The 17935-nt window shown below is 57.9% G+C and carries 23 protein-coding genes and 1 riboswitch; of the genes, 7 read left to right on the top strand and 16 right to left on the bottom strand.

Translation table 11 applies throughout. The features are described from left to right. Positions 1–30: 30 nt before the first annotated feature. From L6418_RS06525 to L6418_RS06480, 10 genes are all read right to left on the bottom strand, one after another. Positions 31–300, bottom strand: coding sequence for a HypC/HybG/HupF family hydrogenase formation chaperone (locus tag L6418_RS06525; protein ID WP_269807837.1), 270 nt, complete (start codon positions 298–300; stop codon positions 31–33). Positions 301–347: 47 nt separating this feature from the next. Further along, positions 348–1133, bottom strand: a complete 786-nt coding sequence (locus tag L6418_RS06520; RefSeq protein ID WP_237248663.1) for an RNA methyltransferase — start codon at positions 1131–1133, stop codon at positions 348–350. A 163-nt stretch (positions 1134–1296) separates the two neighbouring features. Further along, the gene (gene scpB, locus L6418_RS06515) at positions 1297–1980 is read right to left on the bottom strand and encodes an SMC-Scp complex subunit ScpB (RefSeq protein ID WP_237248662.1); all 684 of its coding nucleotides are present in this window, start codon (positions 1978–1980) and stop codon (positions 1297–1299) included. Further along, positions 1946–2770: a ScpA family protein gene (locus tag L6418_RS06510; protein WP_237248661.1), complete on the bottom strand. Its 825-nt coding sequence runs from the start codon at positions 2768–2770 to the stop codon at positions 1946–1948. The genes scpB and L6418_RS06510 overlap by 35 nt, the downstream gene beginning before the upstream one ends. 2 nt (positions 2771–2772) lie before the next feature. After that, positions 2773–3975, bottom strand: a complete 1203-nt coding sequence (locus L6418_RS06505; RefSeq protein ID WP_237248660.1) for a tryptophan--tRNA ligase — start codon at positions 3973–3975, stop codon at positions 2773–2775. Between the two features lie 21 nt (positions 3976–3996). Continuing rightward, on the bottom strand, positions 3997–4653 hold the full coding sequence (locus tag L6418_RS06500) for a site-2 protease family protein (RefSeq protein ID WP_237248659.1): 657 nt from the start codon (positions 4651–4653) through the stop codon (positions 3997–3999). Then, on the bottom strand, positions 4654–5283 hold the full coding sequence (locus L6418_RS06495; protein ID WP_237248658.1) for an L-threonylcarbamoyladenylate synthase: 630 nt from the start codon (positions 5281–5283) through the stop codon (positions 4654–4656). A 3-nt stretch (positions 5284–5286) separates the two neighbouring features. After that, on the bottom strand, positions 5287–6147 hold the full coding sequence (locus L6418_RS06490; RefSeq protein WP_237248657.1) for a 3',5'-nucleoside bisphosphate phosphatase: 861 nt from the start codon (positions 6145–6147) through the stop codon (positions 5287–5289). Beyond that, positions 6147–6461 (bottom strand): RnfH family protein, encoded by a 315-nt coding sequence (locus tag L6418_RS06485; RefSeq protein ID WP_237248656.1) that lies wholly within the window; start codon positions 6459–6461, stop codon positions 6147–6149. The genes L6418_RS06490 and L6418_RS06485 overlap by 1 nt, the downstream gene beginning before the upstream one ends. Further along, the gene (locus L6418_RS06480; RefSeq protein ID WP_237248655.1) at positions 6458–6895 is read right to left on the bottom strand and encodes a type II toxin-antitoxin system RatA family toxin; all 438 of its coding nucleotides are present in this window, start codon (positions 6893–6895) and stop codon (positions 6458–6460) included. Before L6418_RS06480 ends, L6418_RS06485 begins: the two co-directional genes overlap by 4 nt. A 67-nt stretch (positions 6896–6962) precedes the next feature. Here L6418_RS06480 and smpB point away from each other — a divergent pair, with 67 nt between their 5' ends. The 3 genes from smpB to L6418_RS06465 all read left to right on the top strand — a co-directional run bounded on the left by smpB (position 6963) and on the right by L6418_RS06465 (position 8898). Beyond that, positions 6963–7412 (top strand): SsrA-binding protein SmpB, encoded by a 450-nt coding sequence (gene smpB / locus L6418_RS06475; RefSeq protein WP_237248654.1) that lies wholly within the window; start codon positions 6963–6965, stop codon positions 7410–7412. A 185-nt stretch (positions 7413–7597) separates the two neighbouring features. Then, the gene (locus tag L6418_RS06470; RefSeq protein ID WP_237248653.1) at positions 7598–8515 is read left to right on the top strand and encodes a VOC family protein; all 918 of its coding nucleotides are present in this window, start codon (positions 7598–7600) and stop codon (positions 8513–8515) included. Beyond that, entirely contained in the window at positions 8512–8898 is a 387-nt protein-coding gene (locus L6418_RS06465) for a hypothetical protein (protein WP_237248652.1), read from the top strand. The genes L6418_RS06470 and L6418_RS06465 overlap by 4 nt, the downstream gene beginning before the upstream one ends. A 149-nt stretch (positions 8899–9047) precedes the next feature. On the opposite strand, the gene L6418_RS06460 is transcribed toward L6418_RS06465, so the two are convergent. Beyond that, the gene (locus tag L6418_RS06460; RefSeq protein WP_237248651.1) at positions 9048–11132 is read right to left on the bottom strand and encodes a TonB-dependent receptor; all 2085 of its coding nucleotides are present in this window, start codon (positions 11130–11132) and stop codon (positions 9048–9050) included. Positions 11133–11270: 138 nt separating this feature from the next. Continuing rightward, a riboswitch (cobalamin riboswitch) is annotated at positions 11271–11470 on the bottom strand. 288 nt (positions 11471–11758) lie between these two features. Here L6418_RS06460 and L6418_RS06455 point away from each other — a divergent pair. Beyond that, on the top strand, positions 11759–12043 hold the full coding sequence (locus tag L6418_RS06455) for an HU family DNA-binding protein (RefSeq protein ID WP_237248650.1): 285 nt from the start codon (positions 11759–11761) through the stop codon (positions 12041–12043). A gap of 77 nt (positions 12044–12120) precedes the next feature. Here L6418_RS06455 and L6418_RS06450 read toward each other — a convergent pair whose 3' ends face one another. Both L6418_RS06450 and L6418_RS06445 read right to left on the bottom strand, forming a co-directional pair. Beyond that, entirely contained in the window at positions 12121–12510 is a 390-nt protein-coding gene (locus L6418_RS06450) for a hemerythrin domain-containing protein (RefSeq protein ID WP_237248649.1), read from the bottom strand. 121 nt (positions 12511–12631) lie between these two features. Beyond that, positions 12632–13066, bottom strand: a complete 435-nt coding sequence (locus L6418_RS06445) for a MarR family winged helix-turn-helix transcriptional regulator (protein ID WP_237248648.1) — start codon at positions 13064–13066, stop codon at positions 12632–12634. A 113-nt stretch (positions 13067–13179) separates the two neighbouring features. Between L6418_RS06445 and L6418_RS06440 the strand changes: the two genes are divergently transcribed. From L6418_RS06440 to L6418_RS06430, 3 genes are all read left to right on the top strand, one after another. Then, the gene (locus tag L6418_RS06440) at positions 13180–13494 is read left to right on the top strand and encodes a TusE/DsrC/DsvC family sulfur relay protein (protein ID WP_237248647.1); all 315 of its coding nucleotides are present in this window, start codon (positions 13180–13182) and stop codon (positions 13492–13494) included. A gap of 117 nt (positions 13495–13611) precedes the next feature. After that, positions 13612–14241 (top strand): HPP family protein, encoded by a 630-nt coding sequence (locus L6418_RS06435; RefSeq protein WP_237248646.1) that lies wholly within the window; start codon positions 13612–13614, stop codon positions 14239–14241. Next, positions 14238–14786 carry an HPP family protein gene (locus L6418_RS06430; RefSeq protein ID WP_237248645.1) on the top strand — a complete coding sequence of 183 codons (549 nt, stop codon included), beginning with the start codon at positions 14238–14240 and terminating at the stop codon, positions 14784–14786. Before L6418_RS06435 ends, L6418_RS06430 begins: the two co-directional genes overlap by 4 nt. A 54-nt stretch (positions 14787–14840) precedes the next feature. On the opposite strand, the gene L6418_RS06425 is transcribed toward L6418_RS06430, so the two are convergent. From L6418_RS06425 to nudC, 3 genes are all read right to left on the bottom strand, one after another. Then, positions 14841–16751 (bottom strand): TonB-dependent siderophore receptor, encoded by a 1911-nt coding sequence (locus L6418_RS06425; RefSeq protein ID WP_237248644.1) that lies wholly within the window; start codon positions 16749–16751, stop codon positions 14841–14843. A gap of 168 nt (positions 16752–16919) precedes the next feature. Further along, on the bottom strand, positions 16920–17141 hold the full coding sequence (locus L6418_RS06420; protein ID WP_237248643.1) for a hypothetical protein: 222 nt from the start codon (positions 17139–17141) through the stop codon (positions 16920–16922). Further along, positions 17134–17931 (bottom strand): NAD(+) diphosphatase, encoded by a 798-nt coding sequence (gene nudC / locus L6418_RS06415; RefSeq protein WP_269807836.1) that lies wholly within the window; start codon positions 17929–17931, stop codon positions 17134–17136. Before nudC ends, L6418_RS06420 begins: the two co-directional genes overlap by 8 nt. Between the last annotated feature and the right edge of the window lie 4 nt (positions 17932–17935).

Below are 17935 nucleotides of genomic sequence, written 5' to 3'. Positions count from 1 at the left end.
TCATTCAGGACGCAAACAAGATAGCCCGGATCATCGCGGTCTCGCGATATCGGGAAAGTAGGCATCGAGGTTAGCCTCGCCCTGCATCGCAGCGGCCAGGCCGTCGAGTGCGAGATCGATTTCGGCTGCGCGCTGCGGGGTGAGCTTTTCGCGGGCATGCCCCAGTACCGCATACACCCATTCGCCGGGAGTCACTTCTTCCAGCAAAAGGGTGTTGAGCCGCTCGCGCCGACCGCGTCCTTCGCACCAGGCGAATGCGCCATCGACTTCGACTACCTGCATGGGGATACCTAGGCACATAGTGGAATCCTACCAGTAAAAAGCGGTTCGGATTTCACCGGCATAAATCATTGCCGTTGCCGTACAGCCTCGAACAGGCACACTGCTGTCGCTGCCGCCGCATTCAGCGACTCGACCTTGCCCGGCATTGGAATCACGAAATGCTGTTGTGCCGCATCCAATAGGCCCCTGGACAATCCGGCCCCTTCGTTGCCGATGGCAAACGCCAGTTTTCCGCGCAGATTGCAGTCATACAGCGATTTTTCCGCCTGCAACGAGGCGGCCAGTATCTTGCCGGTGAACTCCGTCGCGACCTTGAGCAAATCCGCCGATTGCATGATATCCAGCACGAAGTGCCCGCCCATCCCTGCCCGCAGCACCCGGGGCGACCACGCATCGGCACACCCGGGCGACAGGAACACCGCATCGCAACCCGCCGCTGCAGCCGAACGCAGCATGGAGCCGAGATTGCCCGGATCCTGGATATCTTCCAGCATCAAGGCAAGCCGGCTATGCGCAGCCTGGCTCCCGGCAGAGGGGATATCGATCAATGCCAGCAGGCCATTGGGGGTTTTGAGTTCGGACAGTTGTGCGAACAGCGCATCGTCGAATTGCGTCTGCGGCACATCGGCACAGGCATCGAGCAAGGCGACGATCTCGGCTTCCTGCAGCGCTTGCTCGTTCAGCAACAGATGCCGCGGGCGGTGACCGGAATCCAGGAAGGCGCGCAGCAGGTGGGGGCCGTCGAGCAGGGTCTGACCCGCAGCGTGCCGCTCGCGGCTGGATGAGGAAAGTTTATGCAGCGACTTGTAGAACGGATTGTCGCGCGAAGAGATGCGCTTGATCGCAGTCATTTAGGACGAAACACGCGAAGCAATTGGTTTGCTTTCCCCGCGCAAACGCGGAAGGATTGCCCCCGCACCAGGTAGCCCTTGGCTGTATAGCCGATGGATCTGCAACCACCACGCACAGGAGGGGGAACGGACCCGGTGAATTGATGGCTATTTCCCATGTCCGTCAGGCTGCGTTAGCTTCCGGTTCGGAAGCTGTCGCTCCGGCATCGAGCGCAGCAGGCTCGGCCGGTACCGGTTCATCGGCGATACCGGCCTCCAGCAACGAGCCCATCTCTTCCAGCGCTGGCAGTTCCTGCAGGGAACGCAGGTTCAGGTCGTCCAGGAATTGCGGCGTGGTGGCATACAGCGCCGGTTTGCCCGGAGTGTCGCGGGTACCGATGCTCTCGATCCAGCCGCGTCCTTCCAGTGTCTTCAACACTTGCGAGGACACGGCGACACCGCGTATCTCTTCGATGTCGCCGCGCGTGACCGGCTGGCGATAGGCAATGATGGCCAGCGTCTCCAGCACGGCACGGGAATAGCGCGGGGGTTTCTGCGGATCGAGCTTGTCCAGGTGTTGCTGCATCTCGGGACGCGCACGGAAACGCCAGCCGCTGGCGACGCGACTCAATTCGATACCGCTGTCGGCATATTTCTGCGCTAATTGCTGCAGCAGTTCCTCGACCATCCTGCTTTCCAGCGGAACCTCGCTCAGGCGTTTCAGTTCGGCGATGGACAAGGGCTCCTGCGTGGTGAGCAAGGCCGCTTCGAAAATGCGCGTCAGCAGCACGACATCGACCGCATGCTCCGCTTCCACGACAGCGGTATGCGCTTCACTCGGCAGTAATGGCTCGACTGGTTCTGACATAGATATTCCCCAAGCTTTCGGTTTGCGTGATCTCGACCAGGTTCTCTTTGGCAAGTTCGAGGATGGCGATAAACGTGACGACCAGCACCGGAATGCCGGCATCCAGTTCGAACAGGCTCTCAAACGACACGAAATCGGTATTGCGCAATTGCCGCAAGACCTTGGTCATCTGCTCCCGTACCGACAATTCTTCGCGCCGTACGCGGTGATGCGCGTTCACCCGGGCGCGGGTGAGCAATGCCAGCCATGCATTGCGCAGGTCTTCCACGCTGACAGCGGGCAGCCGCTCGATCACGGTGCGCTCGATCAGCACTTGTACCAGCTCGAAATCGCGCCCGGCCTGCGGCAGTTCGTTCAGCTTCTGTGCGGCCAGCTTCATCTGTTCGTATTCGAGCAGGCGGCGCATCAGTTCGGCACGCGGATCTTCCACGACCTCCTCTTCGCTTGCCTTGGGCGGCCGCGGCAACAGCATGCGCGACTTGATCTCGATCAGCACCGCCGCCATCAGCAGGTATTCGGCGGCCAGTTCCAGACGATGGCGCTGCATCGCCTCGATATAGACCATGTATTGCTTGGTCAGCGCCGCCATCGGGATATCCAGCACATCGAGATTGTGCTTGCGGATCAGATAGAGCAGCAAGTCGAGCGGCCCCTGGAAAGACTCGAGCACCACCTCCAGCGCATCCGGCGGGATGTACAGGTCCAGCGGCATCTCCGTGATCGGTTCGCCGTGGATATGCGCCACCGGATTGGCCGCTTGCTGCAGGGGCTGTGCTTCCGTCTCGCTCATGTTCAGTTGTAACCGAGTCCCATCGCCTCGCGCACATCGCGCATGGTTTCGTTGGCGAGCTTGCGCGCTTTCTCGCAGCCGTCGGCGATGATGTTGCGCACCAGGCTGGGGTCGTCCAGATAGAGCTGTGCGCGCTCGCGCATCGGCTTCTGTTCTTCCAGCACGCCGCTGATGACAGGCTGTTTGCATTCTATGCAGCCGATGCCGGCGCTCTTGCATCCCTGCTGCACCCACTGCTTGATGGCATCGCTGGAATAGACCTTGTGCAGCTGCCAGACCGGACATTTTTCCGGATCGCCCGCATCGGTGCGGCGGATGCGCGCCGGATCGGTCGGCATGGTGCGTATCTTCTTGCTCACTTCAGCTTCGTCTTCGCGCAGGCTGATGGTGTTGTTGTACGATTTGGACATCTTCTGGCCGTCCAGTCCGGGCATGCGCGAAGCTGCGGTGAGCATGGCTTGCGGTTCGGAAAGTATCATCTTGCCGCCGCCTTCGAGATATCCGAACAGGCGCTCGCGATCGCCCAGGCTCAGGTTCTGCTGTTCGTCGAGCAAGGATTTGGCGGATTCGAGCGCCTCGTCGTCGCCCTGCTCCTGGAACCTCGTACGCAATTCGGCGTACAGCTTGGCTTTCTTGCCGCCGAGTTTCTTCACTGCGGCTTCGGCCTTCTCCTCGAATCCGGGTTCGCGCCCGTACATGTGGTTGAAGCGGCGCGCCAGTTCGCGCGTGAACTCGATATGCGGGATCTGGTCCTCCCCCACCGGCACTTTGGTGGCGCGGTAGATCAGGATGTCCGCGCTCATCAGCAGGGGGTAGCCGAGGAAACCATAGGTGGTGAGGTCCTTGGAAGTCAGCTTCTCCTGCTGGTCCTTGTAGGTCGGCACCCGTTCCAGCCAGCCCAGCGGGGTGATCATCGACAGCAACAGGTTCAATTCCGCATGTTCCGGTACGCGCGACTGGATGAACAGGGTGGCTTGCGCCGGATCGACACCGGCCGCGAGCCAGTCGATGACCATGTCCCATACGCTCTGTTCGATGACCTGGGGGGAGTCGTAATGCGTGGTCAGCGCGTGCCAGTCGGCCACGAAGAACAGGCATTCGTACTGGTGCTGCATTTCCACCCAGTTCTTCAATACGCCGTGGTAATGCCCCAGGTGCAGGCTGCCCGTGGGGCGCATTCCGGATAACACGCGATCAGCAAACATAGTTCTACTTGACGGTAAACATTAAAAAATCGTTTCAATCACCCGGATCACGCCGCTCACCAGCGGCGTCAGAATCCAGCCCAATATCGGCTGCCCGCCGACGGGCACCACTGCCAGCAGGATCAGGATGACCATGCCATACGGCTCCACTTTCGACAGCTTGTAAGCCTGCCTGTGCGGCAGCAGGCTGATCGCAATGCGGCCACCATCCAGCGGTGGCAGCGGCAACAGATTCAGCACCAGCAGAACGGCATTGATTGTAACCCCGATCTGCGACATGCCTATCAGCGGTTCGGCAAAATAATTGCCGGGGAACATCAATGCCAGCTTGATCATCAGGCCCCATATCAGGGCCATGGCCAGATTGGATGCCGGCCCTGCCAGGGCCACCCAGAACATGTCCTGTTTGGGTCGGCGCAGTGCGGCGAAATTCACCGGCACCGGTTTGGCCCAGCCGAACAGGATGCCGCCCACGAACAACGTCAGCAGCGGCAACAGGATGGTGCCGACGGGATCGATATGGTGCAGCGGATTCAATGATATCCGTCCCTGCTGGTAAGCCGTCAGGTCGCCGAAATGGCGTGCCGCGTAGCCGTGCGCCGCTTCGTGCAAGGTGATGGCGAACAGCACCGGGATGGCGGCAAGCGCGATGGTTTGTATCAGTGCATCAAGATTCATTTATTCCTCTATTCCCAGATGTGCGACTTCTCCCCTGCCCCTGCGCAGCAATACCGGCACAGCCTCTGTCAGATCGATCACCGTGGTCGATTCGGTCCCTACCGGACCGCCGGCGATGATCAGTTCAACCAGGCGTTCCAGGTGTCCGCGTATTTCATCCACGTCCGTCATGGGCTGCTCGGCATCGGGCAGAATCAGGGTGGAACTCAGCAGTGGCTCGCCCAGTTCTTCCAATAAGGCCAGTGCGACCGGATGGTCGGGGATGCGCAATCCTATCGTGCTTCGCTTCGGATGCTGCAAGCGGCGCGGCACTTCCCGGGTTGCTTCCAGGATGAAAGTATAGCTGCCCGGCGTATTGTTCTTGAGCAGCCGGAACTGGGCATTGTCCACGCGTGCATACCTGGACAGTTCGGACAAGTCCCGACACATCAGCGTCATCAGGTGTTTCTCGTCCAGGCCGCGTATCTGCCGGATGCGCGTCACCGCATCCTTGTCGTCCAGATGGCAGCCGAGAGCATAACCGGAATCGGTGGGATAGACGATTACGGCGCCGTCGCGCAGCATCTCTGCGGCCTGCTTGATCAGGCGAGGCTGCGGGTTGTCGGGATGAACGGAAAAGAACTGCGCCATCGTTCAGGCTGCCGCCGTTTCCCACGAAGTCCACACCGGCCGGCATTCCAGCGGAAAATCCGGCAACCGCCCGAGGTCGCGATAGCTCTCTCCGGGGCCATGGAAGTCCGAACCGCAGGAACACAGCAGCCCGAATTCCCGGGCATAGCGGGCGAACTCGGCATACTGCGGCGGCGTATGGCTGCCGCTCACCACCTCGATGCCCTGCCCGCCCAACTCGACGAACTCTTTCAGCAATTCGAGCAACGTCATCCTGCCCATCGGCTTGCGGCCGGAAGTGTAGCGTCCCGGATGGGCCAGTACGGCGATACCGCCACTCCCGCGTATCCACGAGATCGCTTCCTGCAGATCCGCCCACTGATGCGGCACGTAGCCGGGCTTGCCATTCACCAGATAGCGATTGAACACGCTGCGCACGTCTTTGCAGTGCCCGATCTCAACCAGATAACGCGCGAAATGGGTACGCCCGATGATGTCCGGATTCGCTGCATAGCGATAGGCACCTTCGAGTACGCCGCCGATGCCGCTGCGCGCCAGGGATTCGGCCATCAGTTCGGCACGATGCCTGCGACCGCTGCGGATGTTGCGCAGGCCTTCGACCAGCGCCGGATATTCGGGATCGATATGCAAGCCGACGATATGCAGGGTGTGCTTGCGCCAGGTCACCGATATCTCGACGCCGTTGATGAATGCAATGCCATGACTCGCAGCCGCCCTGGCCGCTTCCTCCAGCCCGGCCACATCGTCGTGATCGGTCAGCGCCAGCACCTTTACTTCGCGGCTGGCGGCACGCGCCACCAGTTCGGTCGGCGTGAGCGTACCGTCGGAGACGTTGGAGTGGCAGTGAAGGTCGTAGTCCAGCATCAAAGGTCGCCGCCGCCCTTCTTCATCGCCTTGCCCTCTTCGGCGCGTTTGCGGCGCACCTCTTTCGGATCGGCGATCAGCGGGCGATAGATTTCGATGCGGTCTTTTTCGCGCAATACGGTGTCGGGCTTGCTCAATTTTCCGAAGATGCCGAACTTGCCTTTTTCCAGGTCGATCTCGGGATGCTTGTCGAGCAATCCGGAAAGCCTGATCGCATCGGCGATGGTCGTCGGCTGCGGCACCTCCAGCTTGAGCAGCGTCTGCTCGGCGGGAAGCGCGTAAACCACTTCGATACTTATCTTCTCGTCACTCATTTGTTCGCATAAACCTTGTCTGCGCGATGGATGAAGGCATCCACGAAACTGTTCGCTATATGGTGGAACACCGGCCCCACCAGCTTTTCCAGCAATTTGCTGGAAAATTCGTATTGCAGGCGGAATTCTATTTTACAGGCTTCGTCGCTCAAGGGGATGAATCGCCAACTGCCGTCCAGGTGCTTGAAGGGACCGTCCAGCAGCGTCATGTCGATCTGCTGCGGCGGATTGCGCTTGTTCTCGGTGCTGAAATGCTGCTTGATGTGGTGGTAATCGATATGCAGCGTGGCATGCATCGTCGTACCCTGCATGTCCTGGATGCTTGCCCCGCCGCACCATGGCATGAACTGGGGATATTCCTCTATCCTATCAACCAGATTGAACATCTGCTCCGCCGTGTGCGGGACCAACACCGTTTTCTCTACCAGGGCCATTGCTTTACCGAGCTGCCAAATCAAAGGCTGGTAGAATATCGCAACACCAGGCAAAACACATCGTCCAATGAGCATTATCCAGAATAAAAAAGCCTTCCACGATTACTTCATCGAAGAAAAGCACGAAGCCGGGCTCATGCTGGAAGGGTGGGAGGTCAAAGCCATCCGCGCAGGACGGGTACAGCTCAAGGAAGCCTACGTCCTGGCCAAGGATGGCGCGTTGTACCTGTTCGGCTCCCACATCAGCCCCCTGCAGAACGCTTCCACCCATATCCATCCCGATCCTGTCCGCACCCGCAAGCTGCTGTTGCACAAGCACGAGATCGACAAACTCATCGGCAAGGTGCAGCGTGCCGGCTACACCATCATGCCGCTGGACATGCACTACAAGGGAGGCCGCGTCAAACTCGACATCGGCCTGGCGAAGGGAAAGAAGGAGCACGACAAACGTGCGACCGAGAAAGAACGCGAATCCAAGCGTGAAGCGGCGCAGGCGATGAAAAAGGAACGTCGGTAACCCCCTCCCCGCTGCCGCACCTCCACATGGCGACCGGCCCTCGATGCCGCCGCAACATCCCGATCTCCCGTTGTGCGCGGTCCGCGCCGATCTTAAAAAAATATTAAATTGCCGCCTGCCGGATCTTGAATTAGGGTTGGCCGTCGACGCCTGCAGCTTTCGGCGCAAACAGGAGGCCCTTCCCTATGAGCGCATGGCGACCGCGCAACAGATCCGGCCTGAGGCAATGGTGCATCGGACTCATCCTGGCCACCGCAACCGTCGCGGTTGCTTCTGCCACTGCCTTTGAGCTTCCACCCATCGCCCAGCCGGCCAGCGGCGAACACCATCCGGGCAAGATGATCTGGGCCGACCTGGTCACGCCGGACCTGGTTGCCGCCAAACGCTTCTATGGCGGACTGTTCGGCTGGACCTTTCGTGATATTCATGGCCGGAATACGGAATATGCGGTCGCCCTGCTCGACGGCGCCCCCGTCGGGGGATTGGTGCAACGCGCGCTCCGGCCGCACCGGCACCCGGCATGGCTGACCTTCATCGCCGTGAAGGACATCGTCGCAGCCGAACGGAGCGTGCTGACCCATGGCGGCAAGGAAATCTCGCAGCCGCGCATGTATCTGCAGCGCGGCAAGCAGGCGGTATTTGCCGATCCCCAAGGCGCGGTATTCGGCGCGCTCCAGTCGAGCAGCGGCGACCCTGCGGATGTACAGGCACTGCCCGGAGAGTGGATATGGAGCTCCCTGGTGACTAGCGATCCCCGGGAAGCCGCCGCTTTTTACCAAGCGATTCTTGGCTACGAGATCTTTGATTTTCCCAGCGATGACGGCCTTGAGCACCTCTTCCTGGCGACCGACAACTACGCTCGCGCCAGCTCGAACACGCTTCCGCCAGGAGCCAATACATCCCCTCCTCACTGGCTGAACTTCATCCGGGTATCGAACGCCGCCGAAGCTGCCGCCAAAGTGAGGACGCTCGGCGGACAGGTCCTGGTTGCTCCGCATCCGGACCGACACGGTGGCATGGTCGCTGTCGTCGCCGATCCTGCCGGTGCGACCTTCGGCCTGCTCGAATGGACTGGCACCGACAGCAGCGAGGGGGCGAAATGAACCTCCCCCTGCTACGTCGCCCTGCCCGCTGGCTGCTCCTTGTCCTGCTGCTGGCATTCGGCGGCTGCGCAGGTATGGGTGGCGGCTACTACGATGAAGAAGATGGGTTTGAAAACATGGATGCCGTCGACTACCCCATGGGTTTCTATGAGCCCTATGGTTTCGGCAACTTTTATGCTCCTTACGGCTACTACTATGGTGGATGGCAACCCGGCTACCGGGTTGGACCGCCGCCTCCCGGCGGGTACAGCCGCCCGGCACAAGCCGTCCCATCTGTCCGCACCAGGCCGTTCGCCCGCTTTGCGCCCGCAGGACGCCCTATCCCTTCCATCCCGATGCGATCGCGTGGCGGACATTGGGGTGGCGATGGCCAGCGCCGGTAATTGTTGCAGCAAGGCTGGCGGACATTGACCATGGAAGGAAAAAGCCCCAACCGGCCATGAATGATTCATGCGTTGGGGCTTGATTGTACGACCGAACCGATGATGGCGTTGTGCGGTTTGCTTCAGCCGTCTGGCCGCCACCGACCTGCTCAATAAGCGTATTTAAGCGTCAGGTAATACGCTCTGGGGTCGCTCGGATAGTAGTAGTAACTTGATACAAACGTTCCATTGGGCATGCTCACACTCCCATGCCCTCCAGTCGTTGCATAGTTGCTCCCCGCAATGTTCTTGATGGTAAAGCGCGCTTCCCATGGACCGGATTTATAGCTTGAATACACATCCGCAACGGTTGCGGATGGTATTTTGTGCAGCGTATTGGTCACATCCCCATCGTAATACTGGCTACCGATATAGGTCATCACCCCGCCGAGTCCCCAATGGGCATCGAGCGTGTAACTGGCGCGCGCATTGAATGTGGCGTCCGGTACCAGGCTGATGGTATTGCCATTGTAGGCGCCACCAGCGTAGCGGGATTTCTGCAGCTTCCCGCCCAGTGAAACAATCAGATTCTGGGTGACGGAGGTGGTCGAATCGAACATGATCCCTTTTCGACGGATCACATTGGGATCATTCGCATTGGCCCCCGTGTTCGGGTCATACCTGATTTCATGCTGCGTATCCGACTGGAAGAGCGAGGCCGTCAACCGGGTCTGCCAGACATTCCATTCCCCGCCCGTTTCATAGGTCTGGGACACCTGTGGCTGCAGGATGCCATTGAATATCCGGTTGAACGTTACAGGATCCCATCCCCAGAACTCGTCGATATTGGGGAAGCGGAAAGACTGGTTCCATTTGACGAACACCTTCTGCCCATCGAGATAATTGAAGTTGACAGCCAGGTCAGCAGCATTCGCCGAATAGGTCTTGCTTGCATTGACAGCAGGAGAATACGCATTGGCATCGTACGCAGTTGCCGCCTGGGTCTGGCGCCTGGCACCTCCACTCACTTCGACCGATGAAGACAGCGGAAAACGCTCAATGATATAGGGCGAGCGGCTTAGCAAGGTTGCATTGCCGCTATCGTTCATGCGGCTTGCTCCATAGAGAGTCAGGTTCTGTTGCGCCAAGGCACTGTATTGGTCGCTTGAACCTTCGTTGGATTTGTTAAAGTCATACCCTGCGACCGTGGTTCCCCATTTGCCCCAGTCCGCTTTCACGCGCGGGGTCAGGTTCCAGGACCAGCTTTGCAAACTGTTATTGCTTGGGCTTGCAAAACCTGCATTGAAGGCAGCCTGGCTGGAATAATATGGCTGATAGAAGTTCGACGTTCGGGTGCCATACATCGCCTCCCCTTCAAATGTCAGCTCATCGCTCAGGCGCTGTACGTCCCCCAGCCAGACACGGCTGTTATCGACCTTGTTGGCCGAGCCCACGTTGTTGAACTTGGCCAGTTGCGGATTGCCTTGTCCGACTTCTCCCATCACGCCACCGGGAGCCTGGGCATTCGAATGACTTGCGTTGACTCCCAGGTAGATCTGATCCGGTCCATCCAGGAATTCGGTCAGTTTGCCGCCAAAAGAATACAGGTCCGCAGCCGAGTTTTCCCGCCAGCCATCGGTGTTTGCCGCATTGGCATTCAACTTCAGGACCGTGTTTCCGGAGCCCAGGTTCAGGTCTGCATTGGTCATGACCGTGCCAAAACTGCCTGCCTTGACCGTCACATCGTTGACTTTCGCACCAGTGTTCCTGGTGATGATGTTGATCACTCCGCCCACCGCGCCGTTGCCATACTGTACGCTGGCTCCCCCCCGCAAGATCTCGATACGCTGTATGGAACCCAGCGGGATCGACTCCCATGAGACGGCCGACGAATCGATAGGGTTCAACCTTTGACCATCAAGGAGGATCAGAGTCGTGCTATTTGCCGTTGCTCCATATCCTCCCATATCAACCGAAGCACCCAGCCCGAGCTGCCCCAGGCTGGTGCCGTTTACAACCAGCCCGCCAAGCTGGGACAGGACCTCTGGGATATTATTTGAACTGGAGTTCTCGATCTCCTCTCGCGTAATGACCTTGACGTTGGCGGGTACGTGATTTGAACTTTCTTCAAAGCGCGAAGCGGAAACCAATATTTCCGGCAATGCCGCTCTGTCGGTTGGTTCATCTGTTGCCGCATGGGCAACACCAAGCGCCGCACATAACAGTGCGGCAAAGATTCCATTTCTGATTTGCATGAGATATTTCCTGAGTAATTCCAAGCGTCCCCGTTGGAATGAAAAACACAGGAAATGCGGCGGCGGGAACCGCCAGAAGAAGCTGAAAACGGCGACTGGCCATCAATCAGGATCGTCCATGCTACCCACCCGCAGCATTTCCTGAACCATGACCGAAGCCGGTATCCGGGCTCGCAAGTCTTGATCTGTCGCCTTCCCATGATCGCTCACAGTGGCGCACTGACAGATCCGCACTTGCTGACCGTTGCGGGGGCAGCACAGGCATTGGATATCTCCTCACCTGTTTCCCGTTTAACTGCGTGTTATAAACCAGCAGCACTTCGAGTCGATGGCGATTATAGCTGAAACCCCTCTACCGGTTTTACATCACCATCAATCGTCTCAATGACATCAGGACTCTCTCGAAAGCAAATAGCTTTGCAGTTCAACAGGTTCCCTCTCGATAACGAGTTTTTTCGGGCTATTTGCATACCAACGAGTCGCCATACCAACCACCCCATATCGCAGCGATTCCGGCCCCTGAATGCACTCCAGCGCCATATTCGCATCGGATAGCATTGCCAATTTCGCACAGATGCATAACAATCCACACCGGCATTTCAACCACAACCAAGGGAGTTAACGATATGAACCGTAAAGAACTGATCGACGCATTGGCAGACAAGACCGGCAGCAGCAAGGCAGATGCAGACCGTACCATCGGCGCTCTGATCGAGATCGTCACCGGCGCACTGAAGAAAGGCGACAACGTTGCACTGGTTGGATTCGGGACGTTCGAAGTGCGCAAGCGCGCTGCCCGTACCGGCCGCAACCCTGCAACAGGGGAGACCTTGAAGATCAAGGCTTCCAAGGCCCCAGCTTTCAAGGCTGGCGCAACGCTGAAGGCAGCGGTGAATGGCGCCAAGAAGTAAATCCTGACGGTCTGCCGATATAACAGCGAAGCCCCGGAAACGGGGCTTCGTCGTTTTTCGGGCTGCCGGATGCCGTCTTATTTTTCCACAAGCATTTCGTAGCGGGGAAACAGCTCCCTTTCCTCAAACCTCACATGGTCAGCCAGCAAATGGCCAAATGCTGCCAATGCTGCCGTCTCGTTATGGTCGCAAATGGTTCGCACCATTCCCCGCATCGCCTCGTGCTCCTTGAGGGTACGTTCCACCAGTGCTGTGTCCCCCGCAGCCGATAAGACTGGCAGCAAGTTCCTCTCTTCAAAGTCGAAATGAGGCATCAGTTCTGCCGTAAAGGCGAGTTGCACATTGGCACACTGAACGGCAATTGCTGTGCCGGCATCAAGTTCTGCTGCGCGAATACAGGCCTTGGCCAGAACCAGCGCCGAATGGTGCTCGCGGGAAAGTGTTTGCAATGCCGGGATACGCTTCATGCGAACATGCGACCAAACATGTGAGACAGTCCTTTACGGAAAAGCCTTTATTGCCAGCCCTGCAAGGCACAACTCCAAACATGCCGGCATCTTTGGGGAATGTGGGATGACCGCCCCACTTTCATGCCTGGTCGGCGCCCAGTTCCCCTGCTCCGGGGATTTTGAAGATGCCTTGCAATTTGAGCAATTCGTTGCGATGCAGGTTCGCAATGACCTTAACCAATTTATTGCCTTCCGGCGTGAGATGAATCTCGACTGCCCGTTTGTCAATGCTGCCGCGCTTCCGATATATCAGCCCGAGTTTCTCGCAACGCGTGGCAAGAGAAACCACACCGTTGTGATGGGCCTGCAGTCGTTCCGCAAGCTCGCCTATCGTTGCCCATTCCCGGCCCTTATAACCCTTGACATGCAGCAGCAAGAGATACTGAAGATTGGTGATGCCATATTGATGCGTCAGTTCCTCGCTGAAGCGGATGAAACAGCGCAATTGATAGCGGAAATCGGAAAGCGCCTCGAATTCGTTTTTTTTCAGGGTCTCTCTGGCCATGGCATCCATTGATCAGTTGATTGCAAATTTTTAATATCACATGATGATATTAATCATATACAATATATCCCACTGCAGATGTTCTTGCATATCAATATTGTTTTGAATACATGGAGCTTGCCATGCAAAGACAAGGAATTGATGAAGAGGGATATCTGGTCGACCCGATGGACTGGAACGAGGAAGTCGCCAGGGAATTCGCCAATATCGAGAATATCGATCTGACCGAAGATCATTGGGATGCGATCCGGTTCATGCGGCAATACTATGCCGAACACCAGGTCGCACCGGATGTTCGCCACGTCATGAAACATCTGGCAGAGCGACTGGGGGCGGAATCGCGAAACAGGATATTCGAGCTGTTCCCGTATGGGTACGTCAAACAGGCTTGCAAGATTGCAGGCATGAAACGCCCCAGAGCATGGAGTACCGGCTAGCCTCTGCTGTAGCCATCGCATATCATCATCAAAGGCAAGGATCGCCACGCCTTTGTCTTGCCCGTGTATCATGAATCCATGGACTTGAATCCTTCACCCACTTTCCAGCAATTCGCCATGAAAGAGACGACCGCTACCACCGACAAGCCGGCCCAGTCCAGCAATGAAGTACCCGAGATGGAATTGACCGATGGCGATATCCTGGATGCGATGCAGCATATTCCGGGGTATCTGGACATTTCGACCGAAGATTTCCGCACCATCTACCATCTGGCCCACCACCATGCAGTAGGACGCCTCTTCGGCAACCTCCGGGCGGAAAATCTCATGCGCACCAATGTCCTGCCTTTGCATCCGGACATGTATCTCGACGAAGCAGCAAAAGCCCTCGTCCGCTCAGGCTACAAAGCGCTCCCTGTGGTGGATGCGGATGGTGCCGTGATCGGGATACTGACCGAGAACGACTTCCTGCGGCGACTGCAGGTCGGCACCTTTCTTGAGTTGCTCCTGCACATGCTGGATGACTCGTTCGAATTCCAGCATCGCTGCCATGAAACACCGGTGCACAAGGCGATGACCGCACCGGCCATCACCGTCAGGCAAGAGGCTGGCATCGGGGAAATAATCCATGCATTCCACCTGCATGAAGGTCGCAGCCTACCTGTCGTCGATGGTGGCGGCAAATTGCTCGGTTTGTTATTGCGCAAGGACTTCCTGAAAGCCTATGACATGGAAGCCCTGCGATGAAGATTCGGGAATACTTCGGCAAGATGAGCGGCACGACACGCGGAAGTCCCCCGCGTGTCAACAACGAGGAAGTCGTCCTGTCGTGGATCGGCGCATTCCTGGGCATTGCTGCAGTCGCATGGGTCGATCATTTCTTCTTTGAGGGAACCGACCTGTCGCTCATGATCGGCTCCTTTGGCGCTTCAGCCGTGCTGGTTTACGGTGCCGTACGCAGCCCTTTGGCGCAGCCGCGCAACCTGGTGGGCGGTCATATGCTCTCCGCAGTCGTCGGTGTCGTGTGCTGGAAACTGTTACATCAGTATCCCTGGCTCGCCGAATCGGTTGCGGTTGCCACTGCAATCGCCCTCATGCACCTGACCCGGACACTGCATCCGCCCGGCGGCGCTACCGCCCTTATTGCAGTGACTGGTTCGGCGGCAATACACAAACTGGGCTTCCTGTATGTGCTGATGCCGGCAACCATCGGCCCGCTGATCCTGCTTGCGGTAGCACTCCTGTTCAATAACCTGCCGGCATCGAGGCGCTATCCGGAAATCTGGTTCTGACGCGCGGCAGCATGCCGCCGCCTGCCCCAGCCGGGATATACGCCAGTCGCCACGCTATTGCCAATGCAGGGTCAGCGTGACGAATGCGCGACGATCGAACAAGGCTGTGGCGATGTACTCGGTGTAATTGTTGCTGAACAGGTTCTGCACCACCAGCGCCACATCTCCGCTCATGCCTCCGACACCCCTGAATGGCTGGGCAAGCCGCATATCGACGCGGCGGTGCTGCGGCTGGAAATCGATGGGGCCGCGATCGAATCCCTGCATGGAAGTCTGGAAATAATAGGCGGCACTGAATGAGGCATCGTTCGGCAGTCGCTGCGAATACAGCATGCTGACGATATTCCTGGGCAGGCTGGTGGCCAGCGGGGTCAACTGGCCCATCGACAAGGCAGCGCTGTTGCTGTCGACGTTCTCCGAGGTGTAGTTGAAGGTCAGATCGCTGATATCGCCGAAGGCATACTTGATGGTCGTTTCCGCCCCCCTGTAGTTCGCGGTCATGCCGTTCCCCCATAGGGCGGAATTGGGCAGCGGATAGATCATGTTGCTCATCTGGTCGCTGAAGAGCCGCAGGTCGATGGAAGTATTCATGTCGCGCAATTCGGCAAGATATCCTATCTCGCGCGACAGCATCTTTTCCGGCGTCAGCCCGGCGGAAGTGATATAGGGACTGGGCTCATACTTGTAACCCAATTGGTACTGGTTGGCCTGGCTGGCATAAAGCTCTCCCAGCGAAGGGGTTCGATGCGCGACCGACGCCCCGATCCGCACAGTCTGTTGCGGCAGTACATGGTAATTCAGGGAAACGCGCGGCGAGAACTCCCTGTTGCCCATGGCATCGTTTTCCAGCATGCCTCCCGTGTTGAAGATCAGCTTTTCGTTATAGCGCCACTCGTCGCTGGCAAACACGCGCGACTCGTGGAGCGTGAACGAGGCCGGAAAAACGGATGGGGCAACCAGCGGATAGTATGAATTTCCATCGACCCTGTCCTGGCGATAACCGGCTCCATACACCAGCCGGTTCATGTCCGAAGTCCGCAACGTGTGCTGGAACTCGATCTCGTCGCGGCCGGTGTTCATCGACGTGGCGACCGTGTAGGCCGGGACACCCAGCTGGTAATTCTCGTTTGTACTGTGCTGGATATGATAGAAACGCAGACTCGTTTCCGAGGTATTGTCGTTCCGGTGCAACCATTCGATCTGTTCGGTATTGGAGTATCCCGACATGTCGTGCGGCTTGTCGAGCGTGCTGTCCCAGAACCCCACGCCCATCACGTCGTGGCTGAAACCGAACTGGACATCGATATCGTCCACCGCGTTCGGATGGTAAGTGGCGCGATAATTCATCAGCCGCGCCTGATTGCTGTCGTTGGTGTTGTTGAGCAACCCGTTGCCCTGCGCCTGGGTGATGGTGATGTTGTTGGGCGGCGAGGTCAGGTTGTCGTAACCGTTATCGGCCGTATAAGCGAGTGTCACCCGGTAGTCCAGATTCTCACCGTGCTTGCCGAAATGCGCCGCCGCATCGTTGATCCCCTTGTTTCCCCGGGTGTTGGAGATGCTCAAGCCCTCTACTGCACCGGCATCGCGGGTGATGATGTTGATCACGCCATGCACCGAATTCTCGCCATACGAGGCTGCAGCCGGACCGCGTATCACCTCGATGCGTTCGATATCGTCCAGCGTGATCGGCAACAGTGCCCAATCCACGGTGTTGAACGGCGGCAGATATACGCTGCGCCCGTCTATCAGCACCTGCATGCCGGGCGCATCCTGGCTCAATGCGCCATGATAGGACACAACCGCCTGCGAGCCGGCGTAATAACTGACGTACATGCCCGGCACCAGCTTGAATACGTCGGGAAGCGAACGGAACCCCGATGCCGCAATCATCTTGCGATCGATCACGGTCATCGCATTGGGCGCCTCGGATAGCGGCTGCGACAGGTGCGAGGCGCTTAATACCACCGGAAATTCCTGGAGAAAGTCCTGGTCACTTGCTGAGTCGGCCGCCCAGACTCCCTTTGCGGCCAAAAATAAAATGGAAATGGAAAAGAATCCCTGTCGTACCTTCGTCTTCATATCGAAAAAATTGCCGATCACTTATGAGTACAGTTGCCATTTCGATCATCCTGTTCAGCCGTGATACATGGCTGTATCGGCATATCCCACGATGTCCCCCTGTTCGTCATTATCCCGGAACAATTCCATGCTGATGTCCAAAATCTGCGCATGGCCTGCTTGATGGTAGACGAAAATTATTATTGTTCTGACAGATGTTGCCCGGAGCCTTTCCGCAACGATCTTGCCTGTGCGGCAGATCCAGTTTGTTGCTCCCGATTTTTCAGTATCAGCCACCCCCTCCACCATCCAGCCTGGAACAGGCTGCATCGATCAGCTGGCGGGCAAGACTGACCGGTTCCGGCAATGGCGGCAGTGCACTGTGCAAGAACCATCCGGCATCTTCGATCTCCGATGCTTCCGGTGTGATCGCCCCACCGGCATAGTCGGCGAAGAATGCCACCATCAGGGAATCCGGAAATGGCCAGGATTGGCTCCTGAAATAACGGAGATTGCTTATTTCAAGCCCCACCTCTTCGCGGACTTCCCGTATCGCACACTGCTCCAATGTTTCGCCGGCTTCGACGAAACCGGCCAGCGCACTGTACACGCCCGGTTTGAAACGCGGGCTCCTGGCCAGCAACAGTTCGCTGCCGCGAACGATCAGCACCATGACCGCAGGAGAGATCCTTGGATAAGCCACCAGGCCGCAAGCCGGGCAAGCCATGGAAAACTCCTCCTGCCTTCTGGAGGTCGGCGAGCCACATCGGCCGCAATAGCGATGGTTTTTCTGCCAATCCAGCAGCAGCACAGCGCGCCTGGCAAGGGAGATTACCTCTGCTCCCGCCGTATTGAACAAGCTGCGCAATGGCATCAATTCTCCAGCAAGGCCGTCAGGCAGCCGGTCCAGTTCGGCTGCATAACAAGGAAGCCCCAGCCATTCGCCGACCGCCAATGCATCGGGAGGACTCCCGAAGTCCGACGCACGTCCACGCAGACATATCTCACCGGTACCATTGATCGTAAGAAGCTGGCTTCCGCTTCGCAGTATCCAGTAGGCCGTTTCATTCATGCTGTAGCTGGTCATGAAA

This window comes from Sideroxyarcus emersonii, assembly GCF_021654335.1.
Lineage (GTDB): Bacteria > Pseudomonadota > Gammaproteobacteria > Burkholderiales > Gallionellaceae > Sideroxyarcus > Sideroxyarcus emersonii.
This window is presented reverse-complemented; position numbering and strand designations above follow the sequence as displayed.

Excerpts from the sequence above, each read along its gene's own strand:
- L6418_RS06525 (WP_269807837.1), bottom strand. The coding sequence starts at position 300 with ATGTGCCTAGGTATCCCCATGCAGGTAGTCGAAGTCGATGGCGCATTC.
- L6418_RS06520 (WP_237248663.1), bottom strand. The coding sequence starts at position 1,133 with ATGACTGCGATCAAGCGCATCTCTTCGCGCGACAATCCGTTCTACAAG.
- scpB (WP_237248662.1), bottom strand. The coding sequence starts at position 1,980 with ATGTCAGAACCAGTCGAGCCATTACTGCCGAGTGAAGCGCATACCGCT.
- L6418_RS06510 (WP_237248661.1), bottom strand. The coding sequence starts at position 2,770 with ATGAGCGAGACGGAAGCACAGCCCCTGCAGCAAGCGGCCAATCCGGTG.
- L6418_RS06505 (WP_237248660.1), bottom strand. The coding sequence starts at position 3,975 with ATGTTTGCTGATCGCGTGTTATCCGGAATGCGCCCCACGGGCAGCCTG.
- L6418_RS06500 (WP_237248659.1), bottom strand. The coding sequence starts at position 4,653 with ATGAATCTTGATGCACTGATACAAACCATCGCGCTTGCCGCCATCCCG.
- L6418_RS06495 (WP_237248658.1), bottom strand. The coding sequence starts at position 5,283 with ATGGCGCAGTTCTTTTCCGTTCATCCCGACAACCCGCAGCCTCGCCTG.
- L6418_RS06490 (WP_237248657.1), bottom strand. The coding sequence starts at position 6,147 with ATGCTGGACTACGACCTTCACTGCCACTCCAACGTCTCCGACGGTACG.
- L6418_RS06485 (WP_237248656.1), bottom strand. The coding sequence starts at position 6,461 with ATGAGTGACGAGAAGATAAGTATCGAAGTGGTTTACGCGCTTCCCGCC.
- L6418_RS06480 (WP_237248655.1), bottom strand. The coding sequence starts at position 6,895 with ATGGCCCTGGTAGAGAAAACGGTGTTGGTCCCGCACACGGCGGAGCAG.
- smpB (WP_237248654.1), top strand. The coding sequence starts at position 6,963 with ATGAGCATTATCCAGAATAAAAAAGCCTTCCACGATTACTTCATCGAA.
- L6418_RS06470 (WP_237248653.1), top strand. The coding sequence starts at position 7,598 with ATGAGCGCATGGCGACCGCGCAACAGATCCGGCCTGAGGCAATGGTGC.
- L6418_RS06465 (WP_237248652.1), top strand. The coding sequence starts at position 8,512 with ATGAACCTCCCCCTGCTACGTCGCCCTGCCCGCTGGCTGCTCCTTGTC.
- L6418_RS06460 (WP_237248651.1), bottom strand. The coding sequence starts at position 11,132 with ATGCAAATCAGAAATGGAATCTTTGCCGCACTGTTATGTGCGGCGCTT.
- L6418_RS06455 (WP_237248650.1), top strand. The coding sequence starts at position 11,759 with ATGAACCGTAAAGAACTGATCGACGCATTGGCAGACAAGACCGGCAGC.
- L6418_RS06450 (WP_237248649.1), bottom strand. The coding sequence starts at position 12,510 with ATGAAGCGTATCCCGGCATTGCAAACACTTTCCCGCGAGCACCATTCG.
- L6418_RS06445 (WP_237248648.1), bottom strand. The coding sequence starts at position 13,066 with ATGGATGCCATGGCCAGAGAGACCCTGAAAAAAAACGAATTCGAGGCG.
- L6418_RS06440 (WP_237248647.1), top strand. The coding sequence starts at position 13,180 with ATGCAAAGACAAGGAATTGATGAAGAGGGATATCTGGTCGACCCGATG.
- L6418_RS06435 (WP_237248646.1), top strand. The coding sequence starts at position 13,612 with ATGAAAGAGACGACCGCTACCACCGACAAGCCGGCCCAGTCCAGCAAT.
- L6418_RS06430 (WP_237248645.1), top strand. The coding sequence starts at position 14,238 with ATGAAGATTCGGGAATACTTCGGCAAGATGAGCGGCACGACACGCGGA.
- nudC (WP_269807836.1), bottom strand. The coding sequence starts at position 17,931 with ATGACCAGCTACAGCATGAATGAAACGGCCTACTGGATACTGCGAAGC.